The organism is Pseudomonas sp. LABIM340 (assembly GCF_040017195.2).
Classification (GTDB): domain Bacteria; phylum Pseudomonadota; class Gammaproteobacteria; order Pseudomonadales; family Pseudomonadaceae; genus Pseudomonas.
Window position 1 is genome coordinate 4,187,561 of record NZ_CM200227.1, and the last position, 16,854, is coordinate 4,204,414.

The 16,854-nt window shown below is 67.5% G+C and carries 16 protein-coding genes; 7 read left to right on the plus strand and 9 right to left on the minus strand.

All coding sequences use genetic code 11. From position 1 onward, the window contains the following. Position 1: 1 nt before the first annotated feature. The 6 genes from ABKS89_RS19010 to ABKS89_RS19035 form a co-directional block, all read right to left on the minus strand. Positions 2-1,063: a WD40/YVTN/BNR-like repeat-containing protein gene (locus ABKS89_RS19010; protein ID WP_348586603.1), complete on the minus strand. Its 1,062-nt coding sequence runs from the start codon at positions 1,061-1,063 to the stop codon at positions 2-4. Between the two features lie 126 nt (positions 1,064-1,189). Continuing rightward, positions 1,190-2,557, minus strand: a complete 1,368-nt coding sequence (locus tag ABKS89_RS19015; RefSeq protein WP_138214664.1) for a DUF1329 domain-containing protein — start codon at positions 2,555-2,557, stop codon at positions 1,190-1,192. A gap of 14 nt (positions 2,558-2,571) precedes the next feature. Next, entirely contained in the window at positions 2,572-4,242 is a 1,671-nt protein-coding gene (locus ABKS89_RS19020) for a DUF1302 domain-containing protein (RefSeq protein WP_138214665.1), read from the minus strand. Positions 4,243-4,338: 96 nt separating this feature from the next. After that, entirely contained in the window at positions 4,339-5,463 is a 1,125-nt protein-coding gene (locus tag ABKS89_RS19025) for an FAD-dependent oxidoreductase (RefSeq protein ID WP_138214666.1), read from the minus strand. Positions 5,464-5,603: 140 nt separating this feature from the next. Next, complete coding sequence (locus ABKS89_RS19030) at positions 5,604-5,951, minus strand: Rieske (2Fe-2S) protein (RefSeq protein ID WP_348586604.1); 348 nt, start codon at positions 5,949-5,951, stop codon at positions 5,604-5,606. A gap of 3 nt (positions 5,952-5,954) precedes the next feature. After that, positions 5,955-6,896 carry a VOC family protein gene (locus ABKS89_RS19035; protein ID WP_348586605.1) on the minus strand — a complete coding sequence of 314 codons (942 nt, stop codon included), beginning with the start codon at positions 6,894-6,896 and terminating at the stop codon, positions 5,955-5,957. Between the two features lie 281 nt (positions 6,897-7,177). On the opposite strand from ABKS89_RS19035, the gene ABKS89_RS19040 reads away from it, so the two are divergent. Both ABKS89_RS19040 and ABKS89_RS19045 read left to right on the plus strand, forming a co-directional pair. Then, on the plus strand, positions 7,178-8,116 hold the full coding sequence (locus tag ABKS89_RS19040) for a LysR family transcriptional regulator (RefSeq protein ID WP_138214669.1): 939 nt from the start codon (positions 7,178-7,180) through the stop codon (positions 8,114-8,116). 181 nt (positions 8,117-8,297) lie between these two features. Then, a complete protein-coding gene (locus ABKS89_RS19045; RefSeq protein ID WP_192211047.1) occupies positions 8,298-9,455 on the plus strand; it encodes an alpha/beta hydrolase family protein in 1,158 nt (385 codons plus the stop codon). 151 nt (positions 9,456-9,606) lie between these two features. On the opposite strand, the gene ABKS89_RS19050 is transcribed toward ABKS89_RS19045, so the two are convergent. Further along, entirely contained in the window at positions 9,607-9,987 is a 381-nt protein-coding gene (locus ABKS89_RS19050; RefSeq protein WP_138214671.1) for a nuclear transport factor 2 family protein, read from the minus strand. A gap of 262 nt (positions 9,988-10,249) precedes the next feature. Here ABKS89_RS19050 and ABKS89_RS19055 point away from each other — a divergent pair, with 262 nt between their 5' ends. Together ABKS89_RS19055 and ABKS89_RS19060 are read left to right on the plus strand one after the other, a co-directional pair. Continuing rightward, entirely contained in the window at positions 10,250-11,593 is a 1,344-nt protein-coding gene (locus tag ABKS89_RS19055) for a metal-dependent hydrolase family protein (protein ID WP_348586607.1), read from the plus strand. A 2-nt stretch (positions 11,594-11,595) separates the two neighbouring features. Next, on the plus strand, positions 11,596-12,039 hold the full coding sequence (locus ABKS89_RS19060) for a GlcG/HbpS family heme-binding protein (RefSeq protein ID WP_138214673.1): 444 nt from the start codon (positions 11,596-11,598) through the stop codon (positions 12,037-12,039). Here ABKS89_RS19060 and ABKS89_RS19065 read toward each other — a convergent pair. Both ABKS89_RS19065 and ABKS89_RS19070 read right to left on the minus strand, forming a co-directional pair. Continuing rightward, positions 12,030-12,959, minus strand: coding sequence for a LysR family transcriptional regulator (locus ABKS89_RS19065; RefSeq protein ID WP_348586609.1), 930 nt, complete (start codon positions 12,957-12,959; stop codon positions 12,030-12,032). The genes ABKS89_RS19060 and ABKS89_RS19065 overlap by 10 nt on opposite strands. Before the next feature lie 88 nt (positions 12,960-13,047). Further along, a complete protein-coding gene (locus ABKS89_RS19070; protein ID WP_348586610.1) occupies positions 13,048-14,976 on the minus strand; it encodes an LTA synthase family protein in 1,929 nt (642 codons plus the stop codon). Between the two features lie 271 nt (positions 14,977-15,247). Here ABKS89_RS19070 and ABKS89_RS19075 point away from each other — a divergent pair, with 271 nt between their 5' ends. The 3 genes from ABKS89_RS19075 (at position 15,248) to ABKS89_RS19085 (ending at position 16,802) form a co-directional block, all read left to right on the plus strand. Further along, a complete protein-coding gene (locus tag ABKS89_RS19075) occupies positions 15,248-15,907 on the plus strand; it encodes a hypothetical protein (RefSeq protein ID WP_348586611.1) in 660 nt (219 codons plus the stop codon). A 94-nt stretch (positions 15,908-16,001) separates the two neighbouring features. After that, the gene (locus tag ABKS89_RS19080) at positions 16,002-16,412 is read left to right on the plus strand and encodes a hypothetical protein (protein ID WP_138214678.1); all 411 of its coding nucleotides are present in this window, start codon (positions 16,002-16,004) and stop codon (positions 16,410-16,412) included. A 45-nt stretch (positions 16,413-16,457) separates the two neighbouring features. Beyond that, positions 16,458-16,802 carry a VOC family protein gene (locus ABKS89_RS19085; protein ID WP_138214679.1) on the plus strand — a complete coding sequence of 115 codons (345 nt, stop codon included), beginning with the start codon at positions 16,458-16,460 and terminating at the stop codon, positions 16,800-16,802. The last annotated feature ends 52 nt before the right edge of the window (positions 16,803-16,854 follow it).

The following is a 16,854-nucleotide window of genomic DNA, read 5'->3' on the forward strand; positions in this document are numbered from 1 at the left end:
CTCAGTCCGCGCGAAGAGGTTGGGAAGAAGGCGCCAGGCGGCGCGCGCCGGCCATGCCGACGGCAACGATGGCGCCATCGGCGGCGGTGATCGCAGCGGTCAGTGGCAGGCCGTCGGAGACCGGCAGCGGCTGCGCGGCGAAGGCATCCAGGCCGCTACGCAGCAGCATCCCGGCCTGGTTGGCGAGCAGCAGCTGGCCGCCGGCAACGCGGATGCCGTTGAGCGATGCGGGAATCGGGTTGGCCAGCGGCTGGAAGCTTTCGCCGGCGTCGTCGGAAGCCAGCAGGGTGCCGCGCAGACCGCCCACCAGCAGGCGCCCACCGGGCAGCACGGCGGCGGCGAAGTAGCTGCCGTCGTAGGGGCTCTGCAGGGCGTCGAAGTGGGCGCCGTCATCGCGGGAACGCAGCAGCAGGCCTTGCTCACCGGCGACGTACAGGTCACTGCCGGCGCGGGCCAGGGCGTACAGGTGAAGACCACGCTGGTTCGGCAGCCGGCCCATCTCGGACTGCCAGCTGCGACCGCCATCGGCAGTGCTCAGCGCCACGCCGTAAGCACCGACCACCAGACCGTGATGGGCATCGGCGAAGCTCAGCGCCAGCAGCGGTTTGTCGGCGCCGTCGGCCACCAGCCTTTGCGCAGCGGCGACGCGCGCAGCGTCTCCGGAAGCCGCGGCGGCCTGCTGCTCCAGGACAGCACCTCGCTTGCCGTCGAGTTGCAGGGTCCAGTGCTCGCCGCCGTCCTCGCTGTGCAGCACCACGCCGGCGTGGCCGATGGCCCAGCCACTCTGCGCATCGATGAACTGTACGGCAGTCAGGCCAACGCTCACCGGCACTGCCGTGGCCTGGCGCCAGGTAGTGCCGTTGTCGTCGGAGAGCAGCACCACGCCGCGCTCCCCCACTGCCACCAGGCGCTCGCCGGCGCGGGCCACATCCTGCAGCACCGCGCGCAGGGCCTGCGGGCCATGCACGGCGGGCTGCGCCAGGACATCCACGCTGCCACCGGCGAACGCCGCGGGCACCGCGCAACAGGCTGCCAGCAGCCAGGCGGAGAGACTCTTCTTCATCGCACGCAACCTTTCTTTTTTCTTGTAATCGGTACAACGGTTTCGCTGCAGAGCCCCCTGTAGGAGCGAGCCATGCTCGCGAGTCGCGGGCATGGCCCGCTCCTACAGGTGATCGACCTACCCCTCTTAACGCACGCCCTCACCCGCCATGGCATCGGCGGTGAACACCGAGTCCTTGTAGGGCGGCACGATGCGGTACTGCTCGCTCTTGCCGGCGAACAGGTCACCGGCGAACCAGGCCCCGGAGAGCAGGTCGTAGAAGCCGTTGGTGAGGGTCACCACGCCGGGCAGGTCGGGCATCACCACCGGCGAGGTCCAGACCACCTTGGCCAACTGGTTGCGGGCGTCGTAGCGCTCGCCGAGCACGGCGGCCCAGGTGTCCTCATCCAGGTAGTAGGTGCTTTTCGGCATCACATGGCGCTGGCCGTCCTTCAGGGTCGCCTCCACCACCCAGACGCGGTGCAGTTCCCAGCGGATGGCGTCGGACTTCAGGTGGTGCGCATCGAGCATCGATTCGGCGCTGGCGGCGGTGAAGACCTTGTTGGCGTTGTAGGGGATGTACATCTCCTTCTTGCCCACCAGCTTCCAGTCGAAGCGATCGACGCGGCCGTTGAACACGTAGAGCTCGTCGAAGCTCATGACCCCGGCGGTGGCCGGCGTCGGGGTGTCGCAGCAGGCGTTGGGCAGGCGGCGCACGCGGCGCTGGCCGGGCAGGTAGGTCCACACGGCGGCCTTGTCGGCGTTGAGGTTCTCAAGGCCGGTGATGGCCTCGCCGGCGCGCAGCGGCGGGCCGTCGTTGATCATGCGGATGGACCAGAACACGCCCTTCTCGCTGCTGCCGCCGGGCAGGTACCAGGGCATCTGGAAATCGCCGCGCGAGTCGTTGGTCAGCACGTGCTTGCCGTCGGCGGTGGTCAGGTACTGGTTGAAGTTGGAGTGCCAGGAGGCCCCGCGCCAGCGCAGCAGGTGGTTCCAGATGGCCTCCACGCCGTTGCCCGGAATCGGGAACGGAATGCCCCCGGCAGCACCTTCGGGCATCGGCCCAGCGGGACCCTCCACCAGCTTGCCGCTGGTGGCATTGGCGAAGGTGGCGTCGTACACCGACTGCGGCGCGGCGGCGCTGCGGTGGGTCGGGTAGACCTCCAGGCGGTAGCTGTCCGGGTACTTCTTCAGCATCGCCTGGATGCCGGGGGTCAGCTTGTCGGCGTACTGCGCCATGTTCTGCGCGGTGATGGTCAGCTGCGGCTTCTCGCTGGCGAAGGGATCGCCGCGCTTGCCGCCGTCCTTGTAGGCCGGGTCGACCTGGGTGTAGCCGCCGGTCCATGCCGGGATGCTGCCGTCGGCATTGCCGGCGCGCTCGCCACCCAGCGGGGTCAGGGTGGTTTTCAGCTTGCCCGCCTCCTCGGCGGACACCGCGCCAAAGGCGCCATGGGCGAACAGCAGGGAGGCACTCAAAGCGGTGAGCAGGGAAACGACTTTCTTGTTGTGTTTCATCGGGCAGTCCTCGGTCAGAAGGTGCGGCTGACGGTGAAGGCGATGAAGTCGCGGTCTTTCAGCGACTGTTCGAAGGTGTAGTGGTTGTCGGCGTCGAGGAAGGTGTTCTCCGGGCCGTAGTAGTGCGTGTAGGTCAGGCCCAGGCTCCAGGTGTTGAGGTAGTTGCCCTTCAGGCCGATGTTCAGGTCGCCGCCGTGGTCGGTGCCGAAGCCGGTGCCCAGCGCCTCGGAAGCGCCGTTGGTGTAGCTCGCGCCGATGGGCACCGAGAGGTCGAGGCCGGGGTAGATCTGCCGGTACATCGGCTCGAACACCAGGCGCAGGCTGGTGGCGTCGCGGTCGGCGTTGGGGTCGACCGCATCGGCGTTCTTGCTCACGCTCATCACCCGGTTCCAGGCGATCTCGCCGAGGAAGCTGGACTCGGCGGCGATGAAGCTCGGCTCCAGGCTCGCCAGCCAGGAGAAGTTGGCGTGCAGTGTGCGGCCGGTGGCGTAGACCGGGTCGTCGTCGTTGTTGATCGCCTCACCCACCGCCAGCGCATGCTGGCTGGTGGAGGCCAGCGGCTGGTTCCAGCGGGTGGACAACTCGCCCGCCACGTTGAAGTTGCCCAGGGTGGTGGAGAAGCTCGCCCCCAGCGCCTCGATGCCTTCGGGGTAGACCCAGTAGAACTCGCCGGCCTTGCCGGTCACCGGGTTGAGGCTGGCGAAGTCCGGACGCACATTGAGCTGCGGGTTCTTGTCGTGGAAGCGGATGGCGTAGACGCCCCAGTCCACCGTCTCGGTGCGCCAGCGCAACTGCACGCCGCCCTGCCCCGAGTCCTTGGCCTCCTTGTCGTTGCCACGGTAGAAGGCCAGCGGCTGGCCGCCGGGCATCACCGGAGCGCCGATGAACATGCGCTCGCCGCCGTCGCCGAAGAAGTCGTCGCTGGAGAAGTAGCTGCCGGCGGCCGGCAGGCGGTTGGCCTCCCACTCGAACTGGTAGTAGGCGCCCAGGGACACATCCGGGGTCAGCTGCAGCTGGCCGGAGACCTGCTGCACCGGGCGGATCAGTTCCTTGAACTGGGTATTGGGTACCGACAGGCCCTTGACCACGTCGATCGGCGCCATGCCGCCGGCGATGCCGTTCATGCCGTAGAACAGGCTCTCGCCCCACTGCATGGCGTAGCGGCCCAGGCGCCCGGAAACCGGCATCTCGCCGATCTCGGTCTTGCCGAAGACGAAGGCATCCAGCAGCTCACCCTTGCGCCCGTGGAGGGTGCGGGTGTCGTCGGTGAACTCGTCGTAGTCCACCGAGTAGCTGTTGGCGCGGCTCGGATCGTTGTTGTCGGTGCCGCGGTTGTAGACGTCATCGTACCAGGCCGCGCCGCTGACCCGCGCACCGACGTTGCCGTAGGTGATGTCCAGCTCGGAGAGCAGGTCCAGGCGGTTGGAGATCAGGCCCTTGTCGAAGTTGCGGTCGCCATCGTCCAGGTTCAGCGCGGTCTGGCCTTCGCTGAGCTTGCTGCTCGCATCCTGGGTGCGCCAGGCGGCGCTGTACTTCAGGGTGTTGTCCCAGCGCGCCCGCAGGTCGGGGTTGCCGGTGTCGAATTCGAAGGCCTGGGCGTGGCTGGCGGCCAGCGCGAGGAGCGCCAGGGTAATGGGCTTGAGCGGCGGCAGCGGCCGCGCGGTTGCACGCGTGCGAGTCAACATCGGGGTTTCCTCTTTCTTGTTCTTGTACGTCGGTGTTGGCGGTGGTTGGCCTGTGCCACGGCGCGCCATCAAGGCAGGGCGCGCCGGGCGCGGGGATCAGATGGGGCGCGCGGTGACCTCCAGCATCTGCTTGACCAGGCCGATACGGTCGAAGGACGGGTCGCGCTGGATCTCCTTCTCGCCGGCCAGCAGGGACATCTCGCTGATGAACCTGCAGCGCTCGAAGCGGCGGCCCATGAAACGCTGGAGCTGGTCTTCCAGCTCGCCGCCAACGGTCAGCTCTTCGGCCAGCACCACGGCATCCTCGATGGCCATGCCGGCGCCCTGGCCCAGGTGCGGCGTGGTGGCGTGGGCGGCGTCGCCGATCAGCAGCACGCGGCCGCGGTACCAGGGTTCATCGACGAACACGGCTTCCAGCGGCTTGTAGACGACCTCGGCGCTGTCGCCGATCTGCTCGCGCAGCTCGCCGATCAGCCCGCCAAAGCCGGCCAGGCGCTGGCGCAGGCCGTCGGCCAGGCTGGCCGGGTCCATCCAGGGATTGCCCGGCTCGTGGGAGGTGGTGAAGAGGTACATCAGGTCATCGGCCAGCGGCACCAGGCCGGCGTTGCCCGACGGCCCCTGGTAGTTGGCCAGGTGATCAATGCCGGCGGCGCGGGGGAAGTTGTGGCGCCACACCGACTGGCCAGTGAAGTGCGGCTGGTACTTATCGCCAAAGAGCAGGCCGCGCACCCTGGAGAACAGGCCGTCAGCGCCCACCACCAGCGCGTAGCGGCCCTGGCTGCCGTCGCTGAACAGCACATCGACGCCGCTGGCGTCCTGTTCGAGGCTTTCCACCGAAGTGCCCAGGCGCACCTGGGTGCCCAGCTCGATGGCGGTCTCGCTCAGCACCTTGTGCAGCGCACGACGGGAGATGCCGACGTTGGCCGGGTACTGCGGGCCGGCCAGGCGCTGGCCGGGAATGCGCGCCAACTGCTCACCCTGCGTGGTGTAGATGGCCACGTCCTCGAAGGCGTAGGCCGCATCCAGGTAGGCGTCGAGCAGGCCGAGGCGGTGCATCTCGCGCACCACGTTGCTCTGCTGGATGATGCCGACGCCGTAGACCGTCCATTCGGTCTTCAGCTCGACCAGATCGACCGCGACTCCCTTGCGGCGCAGGGCGATGGCGGCGCACAGCCCGCCAATCCCGCCGCCCACGATCAGCACATTGCTCACAGTATTCATGGCATCTCTCACGTCTTGTTCTTGTTGTCCGCCACGTTCTGCGCGGCGGCCGTTCTGCGTGCCCGGGGCACAGCTTCCCGGCGGGGCCGGGCTTTGACTAATCGCGTCCGTGGATGCGACCTATCGCGCGGCGCGATACCTCAGGCGTCCAGTTGCGCCAGCGGCAATAGCAGCCAGCCGTCGGCCTCGCGGTGTTGCAGCGCCGGCAGCACTTCCCCACGACAGGGGCCGTGCACGCAGGCGCCGTCCTGCGGGCGGAAGCGCGCGCCGTGGGCGTAGCAGATGACCCACTGGCCATCGGCGCTGAGAAAGCGGTCCTTGCGGTACTCCAGCGGCACCGACAGGTGCGGGCAGAGGTTGCGGTACACGCGCACCTGACCCTGGTGACGCAGGGCGAACAGGCTGTCCGCTCCCCTGCCCTGCGGGTCGAATCCGCGCGACTGCCCCTCGCCCAGCTCATCGAGCCGGCACAGCGCCACGCAATCCACGGCTCAGCCCTGCTTGGGCGGCGGGCCGCTGGGCGCCCATTTCTCCCGCGAGGTGAAGAGGAACAGCTGCGAGTTGTCCGCCGACATCGGCGCCTGGCGTGCGGCCCAGGCGTCGTCGTGCTTGTCCATGTCGGCGTCGTACTCGATGTGGCAACCCAGCGGGCTGTTGAAGTACCAGAACCAGTTGGAACCCAGCAGGTGGCGGCCGGGACCCCAGAAGCTGGTCCAGCCCTTCTGCTGGAAGCGCGTGCCGGCCAGCAGCACTTCGGTGCCACTGCCCATATGGAAGGTGAAGTGTTCGCAGCCCTGCATGTGCGGCGGGGTCTGGATCATGAACAGGCAGTGGTGGTCGTCCATGCCGGCGGTGCGCATGAAGGGCCCGACGCCGACGAAGCTGTCGGTGGTGACGAAGCCCAGGCGGTCGCGATAGAACGCCTCCCCCTTGGCCGCGTCAGGCACGAAGTAGACGACGTGGGACAGCGAGCGCGGCAGCGCCGGCATGTCCGGGGTGATGCCCAGCTGGTTGAGCGGGCGCTGCGGCGCGCTGCCGGGGGCATTGGTCAGGTCGGCCGGTGCCTCGAAAGTGCGGCGCCAGGAAACCTGGAAGGCGATGGCGAAGCCCAGGTCGTCGACGCTGTGCAGCGCGCCGTTCTCGTCGCGGCGCACCTCGCGGTCACGCCCCAGTTCGTCGGCGATGGCTTCCAGGTCCGCGGTGGACGCCACGCCGTAGAGGGTTTCGCGCAGCGACGGGGTTGGCCCGAGCGCCGGCGGCAGGCTCGGATCATCGCCACGGCGGATGATGATCGCGGTGCCGTCCAGCGCCTCGAAACGGCCGCCGTCGGCATCCAGTTGGGCGGCCGTGAGGCCGTAGTCACGCAGGCAATCGGCACAGGCCTGGATATCGTCGACGCCGAATACCAGCGCGTCGAGTCCAAGAATGTTCATGGCTACCACTCCATTGAAATTATGTTCGGCGCCGGGCAGGGGGTCGCCGGTGGTGGGTCGCCGCGGCTCGTCGGCCGCTCGACTGGAGCGCAGGTTGATGGCTCGCCCGGCGGGCTGACCAATCGCGTGTGGGGATGCGAGGCATCGGCAATCGCGATACCTGCGTGGCGGCCCATGACGCAGGGCGTTAGCCGCACGGAGGAGGCAGAGTGCTATTGACGTATCGGCAATGCGGCCCGAAGGTATCGCGAAAATAACTACAAGAACCGTGAGCCATCGCCATGCGTTTTCACCACCTGGACCTGAACCTGCTGGTGGCGCTGGATGTACTGCTCGAAGAGCAGAACATCACCCGTGCCGCCGAACGCCTGCACATGACCCAGTCGGCCACCAGCGGCGTGCTGGGACGCTTGCGCACCTTCTTCGAGGACGAACTGCTGGTGCAGGTCGGGCGCAAGATGCAGCCCACGCCCTATGCCCTGGAGCTGGCTGTGCCGGTGCGGGAAGTGCTGCTGACCATCCGTTCCTCGATCACCTCCAAGCCGGTATTCGACCCCGCCAGCAGCAAGCGCCACTTCCGCCTGGTGACCTCGGACTACCTGATCAGCGTGCTGTTCGCCCAGGTCATCCAGAAGATCCACCAGGAGGCGCCGCACATCACCTTCGAGATGCTCAGCCCCGGCGACAACACCGCCGAGATGCTGATGCGCGGCGAGCTCGACCTGATGATCGCGCCCGAGCGCTACATCATCGACGGCCATCCGGCGCAGCTGCTGTTCGAGGAAGATCACGTCTGCGTGGTCTGGCGCGACAACCCCGAGGTCGGCGACGCCCTGACGCTGGAGCAGTACATGCAGATGGGCCACATCTCGGTGGGCTTCGGGCGCAACCGGCACCTGAGCATCGAGGACTGGTTCATGAGCCAGTACGGCTTCAACCGCCGCCTGGAAGTGATCACCAACGACTTCAACACCCTGCCGCAACTGCTGGTGGGCACCCAGCGCGTGGCGACCATGCACCGTCGCCTGGCCGAGCTGTATGCGCGCTACCTGCCGCTGCGCATCCTGCCGCCGCCGGTGAAGATCCCGGTGATGCGCGAATTCATGCTCTGGCACCGCAGCATGGAGGGCGACCCCATGCACCGCTGGTTGCGCGAGCGCATCCGCGACTTCATCCAGAGTGTCGACCAGCAACCGAACGCCCTGCGCGCCAGCGCCTGACGTCAGTTATCGCCCCGGCCACCGCAACGGCGCCGGGGCATCGCATTTCACGATACCTCGCATCCCCACTCGCGATTGGCCCCGCCCCTTCCCGCCTGCGTACCTTGCCTTCGAACCGCGCCCTGCGTGCCTGCCGCTGTTTCCGGGCGCCGGACTCAACGACCGCAGAAGGACAAGAAGAATGTTCCGTTACTTCCCCACCAATTACGTCTGGAATCTCTCGGTGGACCTGGCCATCGAGATGGGCGCCCGCCTGGGCGAGATCGAGGAAATGTGCGCTCCGCTGCAGGAGGCCGCCAAGCAGCCCGACGCCGCCGGCACCCAGGCCTTCCGCGAGACCTGGGCGAAGATGGCCGACAAGCTCTGCGCCCTCGCCGAAGAAGACGAGGCCGCCGGCCGCCGCCTCTCCGCCGGGGAGAAATACAACCGCGCCGCCACCTACTACCTCACCTGCGAACGCCTGCAAGCCCACGGCGCTGCCGGCCGCGAGGCGCTGTACCAGCGCTTCCTGGAAACCTTCGCGCGCGGCATCGACCTGTCGAAGGAAAACTGCGAGCGGGTGGAAATCCCCTATGAGGGCAAGCACCTCTCCGGCCTGCTGGTGCGCGCCGAGGGCGTAGACGGCCCGGCGCCGCTGCTGGTGCAAGTCAACGGCCTGGATTCGACCAAGGAAATGAAATACCGCGTCGGCCTGCCGGCCTGGCTGGCCAAGCGCGGCGTGTCCTCGCTGATCATCGACCAGCCCGGCACCGGCGAGGCGCTGCGCCTGCATGGCCTGACCGCGCGCTACGACAGCGAACACTGGGCCAGCCGCGTGGTGGACTGGCTGGAGGTCCACCCCGAAGTCGACCCCAAACGCATCGGCCTGGAGGGCGTCTCCCTGGGCGGCTACTACTGCCCGCGCGCGGTGGCCTTCGAGCCGCGCTTCGCCTGCGGCGTGGTCTGGGGCGCCAACCACGACTGGCGCGACGTGCAGAAGCGCCGCCTGGAGAAGGAAGGCAACTTCCCGGTGCCGCACTACTGGGCGCACGTGCAGTGGGTCTGGGGCGCGAAGGACATGGACGAGTTCATGGCGATTGCCGAGAACGTGCACCTGGATGGCGTGCTCGAGCGCATCCGCGTGCCCTTCCTGGTCACCCACGGCGAGAAGGACTCGCAGATTCCGCTGAAGTGGGCGCATCGCACTTACGAACAGCTGGTGAACAGCCCGAAACGCGAGCTGAAGATCTTCACCGAGCGCGAAGGCGGCGTACAGCATTCGAGCTTCGACAACAGCATCAACGCCGGCCACTACATCGCCGACTGGATCGCCGAAACCCTCGGCGGCCACACCGCCTGACCTTCCTTGCGCCGGTCACCCGGCGCTGCTCCTGCGGGGTGTCGGCCCCGCCCTCCACGGCGCCCATCGGCGCCGTTTTCTTGCTGCTCACTCGCCTGCAGGAGCGCCCATGGGCGCGATCGCGGGCATGGCCCGCTCCTACAGGTTCGGGTCAGGCCGGCGCGCGGGTACCGTGGAACGACGCGATGCGCCAGCCCTCCTCGCCCTTCACCCAGAGCTGCGTGGCAAAACCCTCGGCACGCACCGGCTCGCCGCCGCCGCGTTTCTGCAGCAGGTTGCACTGCGGGCCGCTCATCAGCGCCAGACCATCGCCGAACAGACGAACCGCCAGCTCGCCACGCTCCACTGCCAGGTAGCGCACAGCGTGGCGGGCGTAGTCCAGGTACTGCGCCTTGTCCTGCACCAGCCCGGTGGTGTGCACGTACAGCAACTCATCGGCAAACAGTTCGTCCAGCCGCGTGTGATCCTCCTCGATCAGGGCGCGCTGGCGTTCGGCTTCCAGGTTCAGCAACAGATCACGAATAGCCTTCATGGGATTTTCCCTTGGTGGTTGATGGGCGGGCGAATCCTCCCCCTCCCCCGCACAAGAGGAAAAATCGCCGATCGCCATGCCAGGCATCGCCACTCCCGATACCCGCCCGACTGCACCGTTTCTTCCTCTGAAGCCCAAGAACCACGCAGCCTGCGCCAGGTATCGACGGCATCGATGGGTGCCCATCGACAGCATCTGATGGTGCCGGCCGCCACACCCGCACTAGCCTGCCGGCAAACAACAAGACGAGGAGAGTCCGACCATGGGCGCCCTGCACCTGCACTGCTCCACCCTGTTCGATGGCACCGGCCTGGAAACACGCCAGCGACAGACACTGATCATCGAGAACGGCGTGATCCGCCACGTCGGGCCGTCGGCCGGGGCGCCGCGCCCGGCAGCGGGGGACCGCGAAGTCCACGGCGACTTCGTCATGCCGGGGCTGGTGGACGTGCATACCCACCTGGCCTTCGGCAACGCCCAGAGCGAGGAAGACATCGATATCTGGACCAGCGACGAATTCCGCGCCCTGCGCGGGCTGTTCTTCGCCCAGCACGTGCTCGCCGCCGGCGTCACCTCCATGGTCTGCCCCGGCGACAGCGGCCAGCTCAGCATCGCCGTGCGCAACACGGTCAACGCCGGGCTCTTCGAAGGCCCGCGCATCGCCGCCAGCAGCCGCGTGATCACCAACCGGCAGAGTCTCAACGACTGGTTCCCCAGCCGCGTCGGCGCACCGGAATACTTCACCGCCGCGCTGGTCACCAGCCGCACCGAGGCCATCGCGGAAATCCGCAAGCAGGCCAAGGACGGCGTCGACCTGATCAAGATCGCCATGGACGGCACGCACCGCCGGCCCAATGGCGAGATCATCGCCGCCTTCACCGCCGACGAAACCCGCGAGATGGTCGAGGAAGCCCATCGCCTGGGCTGCCGCGTGGCCACCCACGCCTACGGCCGCGAAGCGGTGATGTACGCGGCAAAGGCCGGCGTCGACCTGGTCTTCCATGCTTTCTACATGGACGACGCCTGCATCGAGGCGCTGCTCGAAGCCGGCAGCGTGCTCGCACCGACCATGACTTTCCCGCAGAACACCGTGGACTTCTGCCAGCCCCACGACCCGGCCATCGCCACCGGCTACGCCGGCTACTGCGCACGGACACTGGAACTGGGCACCCCGGTGCTCAAGCGCGCCAAAGCCGCCGGCATTCCCTTCGCCTGTGGCAGCGACAGCGGCTTCGCCGTGACGCCCTACGGCGAATGGCACGCCCGCGAACTGGAACTGCTGGTGCGCCGGCTGGACTTTACCCCCGCCGAGGCGCTCTACGCCGCCACCAATGTCGGCTCGCGCCTGATGCCCCGCGGCGAAACCCTCGGCACCCTGGAGCCGGGCAAGCAGGCCGACCTGCTGATCCTCGACGGCTCGCCACTGGAAGACATCCGCATCCTTCAGGACCGCAACCGACTGCAGGCCGTGTACAAGGCCGGCGAGCCGGTACGCCTGCAACGCACCGCTTACAACCCCAAGCAGGTGTCGGACTTCAACTCGCTGAAGTGGACCGACCTCTACACCCGCGACCGCGTCGCCCAATTGGGTAAATGGAGCCAGTGAGCATGAGCCACCTCGACTTCGAACTGGCCGCGCACCTGGCCGCCGCCACCCTGCGTCACGCCCGCGCCGAGGGCGTGCGTCCGCTGGCCGCCGCCGTGCTGGATGCGGCCGGTCACCCGCTGGCCGTGCTGCGCGACGAGCAGGCCAGCTTCCTCCGCCCGCAGATCGCCACCGGCAAGGCGCGCGGCTGCCTGGGCATGGGCTTCGGCGGCCGCGAACTGGCGCGCCGCGCCCAGGCCATGCCGGCGTTCTTCGATGCGATCAACAGCCTCACCGGCGGCGAGGTGATCCCGGTGGCCGGCGGCATTCTCCTGCGCGATGACGAAGGCCGGCTGCTGGGTGCCATCGGCGTCAGCGGCGATACCTCGGACAACGACGAACGCTGCGCCCTGCTGGCCATTGCGGAATTCGGGCTGCACGGCGAGACGGGCGATACTCAATCCTGATCGAGCAGCGCGGCCTGCTCCGCCAGCACCTGGCGGAGCCAAGCCAGTGCAGGGTCGAAAGCCTGCTGCGGGTGCCACTGCAGCACCTGCGCCGCCGCCGGGAACTCCATGGGCGCCGGCAACACGCGCAGCGGGTAACGCCGCGCCAGTGACTCGGCCTGGCGGCGGAACAGCGTGGCGATTCGCGGCGTGCCGACGACGAACTCGGCCATCAGGGCAAAGCTCTGCACCGCCACCGCGACCCGCCGCTCGATACCGATTTCGCGCAGGTGCTGGGTATCCAGCGACAGGTTCTGGCCATCGGTGAACTCCCGCACCACATGTCCGGCCGCGCAGTAAGCAGCGAGGTTCAGCGATTCTTCGTGTGCAGGATGGGCCGCGCAGACGATGCAGCACAGCTCATCGCTGAGCAGCGCCTCGTGGGGGTAACGCGGGTTGATCCGCCGCTGCGGGACTATCACCAGGTCGCTGCGCCGGTACTCCAGCGCCTCGGCCACCACATCACCGTCGCGCGGCAGCGGCAGGTCACGCAGCACCAGCGAGGCAGCGGGGGCCTGACGCGCCAGTTCACGGCTGACCGCCGGCAGCAGGGTCGCCGCCACATAGTCCGAAGCCACCAGGGTGAACCGCCGATCACAGCGTGCAGGGTCGAAGGCAGTGGATGTCTCCACCACCTCCCCGGCCAGGCTCAGCACCTCGCGCACCTTCGGCGCCAGCTGGCGCGCCAGCGCGGTCAGCTCCAGGCCTCGGCCCTGGGGCACCAGCAGCGGGTCCTGGAAATGCTCGCGCAGGCGGCCCAGCGCGGCGCTGGTCGCCGACTGGCCGAGATTGAGACGCTGCGCCGCCCGGCTGACGCTGCCCTCTTCGAGCAGCACATCCAGGGCGACCAGCAGGTTGAGGTCCAGACGTCGGTAGCGCATGGGCGACTTATACCCAAGCGCCGCGCCGGCAAGCGGCGTATTTCGCACTGGCAGGTATCGCATGGCGCGATACCTGCCAGCTCGGGGCTTATTGCCCCGCCACCGGTTTCCAGTCCAGCAGGTGGTGTGTGAAGCCGTAGCTCGCCGACTGGTAGTAGCTGATCGCCCGATCCACCAGCAGGTCGTCGGCCTTCGCCGGCACTTCGGTGCTCGCGCCCAGCGCCTGGTTGTGCCGGCGCAGTTCGCCGCGGGGGCTGAGGATCGCCAGGTCCTGGCCGTCGAACAGGCCCAGGTGCTGGTAGTTGCCGATCACCACGCGCTGAGGCAGCGCGTTCGGCACCATCAGGTCGCGCCCGTAGAAGGTCGAGGTGTAGCTCAGGTTGAGGATCGACAGCAGGCTCGGCGCCAGGTCCAGCTGGCTCGCCAGCTCGCCGCGCTCACCGGTCGGCAGCAGCTTGGGCGCATAGATGAACAGCGGGATCTGGTAGTTCGCCACCGGCAGGTCTTCCTTGCCGGCGCTGCCTGCGGTGTGGTCGGCGACGAACACGAACAGGGTGTTGTCGAACCAGGGCTTGCCCTTCGCCGCCTTGAGGAACTGGCCGATGGCGTAGTCGGTGTACTTCACCGCACCCTCGCGGCCCTCGCCGGAGGGAATGTCGATGCGGCCGTCCGGGTAGGTGTAGGGGCGGTGGTTGGAGGTGGTCATCAGCTGCAGCAGGAACGGCTGCTGGCGCGCGTGATCCTCGTCCGCCAGCTTGATGGCCTGGGCGTAGAGGTCTTCGTCGCTCATGCCCCAGGCGTTCTTGAAGTGGATGTCCGACTCCTGGACGCTGGACTGGTCGACGATGCGGTAGCCGTTGCCGCCGAAGAAGGCGTTCATGTTGTCGAAGTAGCCACGGCCGCCATACAGGAACACGGCATCGTAGCCGACGTTCTTCAGTTGCTGGCCGAGGCTGGCGAAGCCGCTTTCGCGGCCCACGCGCTTGACGATGGAGCGGCCCGGCGTCGGCGGGATCGACAGGGTGATGGCCTCCAGGCCGCGGTCGGTGCGGGTGCCGGTGGCGTAGAAGTTGTTGAAGTAGAGGCTGTTGCGGCGCAGCTCGTCGAGGTTGGGCGTGAGGTTGCGGCCATCGCCATTGCTGCCCAGATACTTGGCGCTCAGGCTCTCGATGGTCACCAGGACGATGTTGTAGCGCTTGGGCGCGCCTGCGCTGGCGATAGTGCGGCGGATGTCCATCGGATCATTGCCGGTAAAGCGGGCGTTGGGCTCGGCCAGTTCGGCGCGTATCTCCTGGGTCACCTGCTGCGCCGGCAGGGTGGCGTAGAACTGCGGGTAGTCCAGCTCGTTGTTACGGAAGGCGGCGAAGAACTGATACGGCCCGTTGCTCGCGAGTTCGCGGGCGTAGGTGTTGCCGCCCTGGCCGCGCGGGGAATCCTGATCCACCAGCAGGCCGGCCACCAGCGCCAGCACCACCAGACCAACGCAGCCCAGCAGACGGCGCGGCAGGGACGCCACCTCGGCGTCGCGCAGGCGGCCGACGACCTTGAACAGCGCAAGCGTCACGACCAGCGAAATGGCCGCGAGGATGCTCAGCAGCAGGCCGATGGGGTAGGACTCGAGGATGTTGTTGAGCACCTCGTCCGAATACACCAGGTAGTCGACCGCGATGAAGTTGAAGCGCACGCCGAACTCGTCCCAGAACAGCCATTCGGCCACCGCGGTGAAAAGCATCACGTAGACGCTGACGAACAGGGTGGTCGTCAGCAACCAGCGCCAGGTGGCGCTGCCCCAGACCCGCGCGGGCATCAGCAACAGGACCACGCCCATCGGCAACAGGGCATAGACCAGGAAGCTCAGGTCATAGAGCAGGCCGATGACGAAGACCCCGACATGGCCGGCGCCCACCTCGGGCAAATGGCTCACCAGAAGGACCAGGCGGGTCAGGAAAAAGACGATCAGCCAGAGCAAGGCGACCAGCGCCAGGAAGCGCGTCGGGGCCGAGCGGATAAGTTGCATGGGGTGTCCCTTGTAGTAGTGCATTCTGCGCGCCACGGCGCAGCGCAAGTCAGTGCCGGGGCCGGCAGCCGGGGGGACACTACAAGGTGAAAGGAAAAGAAATCGTCAAATTAAGCTGGGTGTTTTGTGAATTGCCCATGATCCGGAACAGATCACGCTTACGGCTCGGGACAGGCGCAGGAAATGTCCTGCTCCACGACTTTTTCACAAGCCCTTGACGAGTCCTTGATCGCGCAACTCGACAATGACGGTAACTGACGAGTCCGCGCCGATGAACGACCCTCAACGCCTGTTCGCTTCCGCCCCCCATCAAAGCCGCGATGCCCATGCCGGCAGTTCGCTGGGCAGCGGTCTTTGCCTGCGGATTCGCCAGTGGCGGCACAAGCGCCTGCTGCGCCTGGCCCTGCGCGTGGCGGAAGAGCCGATCCTGGTGCTGGAGGTCTCGCAGTCGCCGGGCGCCGCCTGGCCGGTACTGCTGGAGCACAGCAACCGGATCATCGTGGCGACCTGCCCGTCCAGCGACTCGCTGACCGCAGCCCACCAGCGGCTGCCCGAAGCGATGAAGCGGCGGATCAGGGACCTGCCCGCCCCGCAGGAAAACGCCGAACTGCGCAAGGGTTCGGTCGATTGCCTGCTACTCCCGGAAATCCCGCAAAGCGCCTGCAACCGGCAGAACATCCGGCTGCTGAACCAGTGGATTCCCGTGACCCGCGACAGCGTGATCCTGTTCGCCCGCGTCGATCACTCCAGCCCTGCCGTCGCGGTGGACCAGGCCTGCCCCTGCGGCCCGGATCCCCATCCCGGCGGCCCGGACTTCGCCAGCGCCCGCTCCCTGGAGCGCGAGTTCCAGCGCCTGGGCTTCTCGCAGATACGCCACTACAACGTCATCCCCGGCGTGGATGGCGTGCGGGTCTACATCCTGCGCAAGTGAGGGCTTTCGCCATCCGTCGCTGAACCGGCTAACGCCGGGGCGCCCGCTATACTGCTCTTTTGCCATCATCGAAGATCTTCAGGGGGCCTCCCCGATGCAGAACAATACGGTAATGCGCTATTTCCCGTGGCTCGCCATGGCGTTGCTGGTGGGCAGCCTCGCCGGCTGGCAGATCGGCAATATCATCGGGCTGAACGGCAACAGATGGTTTGCCGAACCCGAATTCACCTTCGAGATTCTGGTGGCGCTCAGCGGCGCGCTCTGTGGCGCCCTGCTGTCCTATGCCAGCGAACGAGGGCTGGTGTGGCGAGCGATTGGCGTGCTGGCAGGCACCTGCTTCATCGTCGCCGTCCTGGGTTATTGCCGGCACAGCCTCGGTGTCCCGTCTCCGGACATGGAGCTGCTGACGTACGCCCGGCAATTCGTCCTGCAGACCTTCGGCATCTGGCTTTCGCCTGTGTTCGGCGCGGCGCTGGTTTCGCTGCTGCGCGTGATTCTGCGCTGACCCCTGTGCCATGATCGCGGCTCCGCGCCCACCTCCGGAGCTCCCATGTCGCTGACCCTGCTGCTGCGCTGCCAAGACCTCGACCTCACCCGCGAGCATTACCGCGACACGCTCGGTTTCACCGTGACCGATTCCGCCGAGGGCACGCTCACCGCGCAACTGGAGGACTGCCGCCTGCTGTTCACCGCCCAGGATCTGTGGGGCCGCGAAGTGGGATGCTCGGGCACGGTCTACCTGCAACTCGCCGACGTCGCGCGCTACTTCGCTGCCGTGAAGGACCGCGCGCAGATCGCCTGGCCGCTGCAGGACATGCCCTACGGCTCGCGGGAATTCGGCGTGCGCGACTGCAATGGCTACCACCTGGCCTTCGCCCAGCACGCCACGGCCTGAGCGGCCCGGCGGATTACTGCACAGCGTGCAGCTATGTCCTGCATCAGCGCCG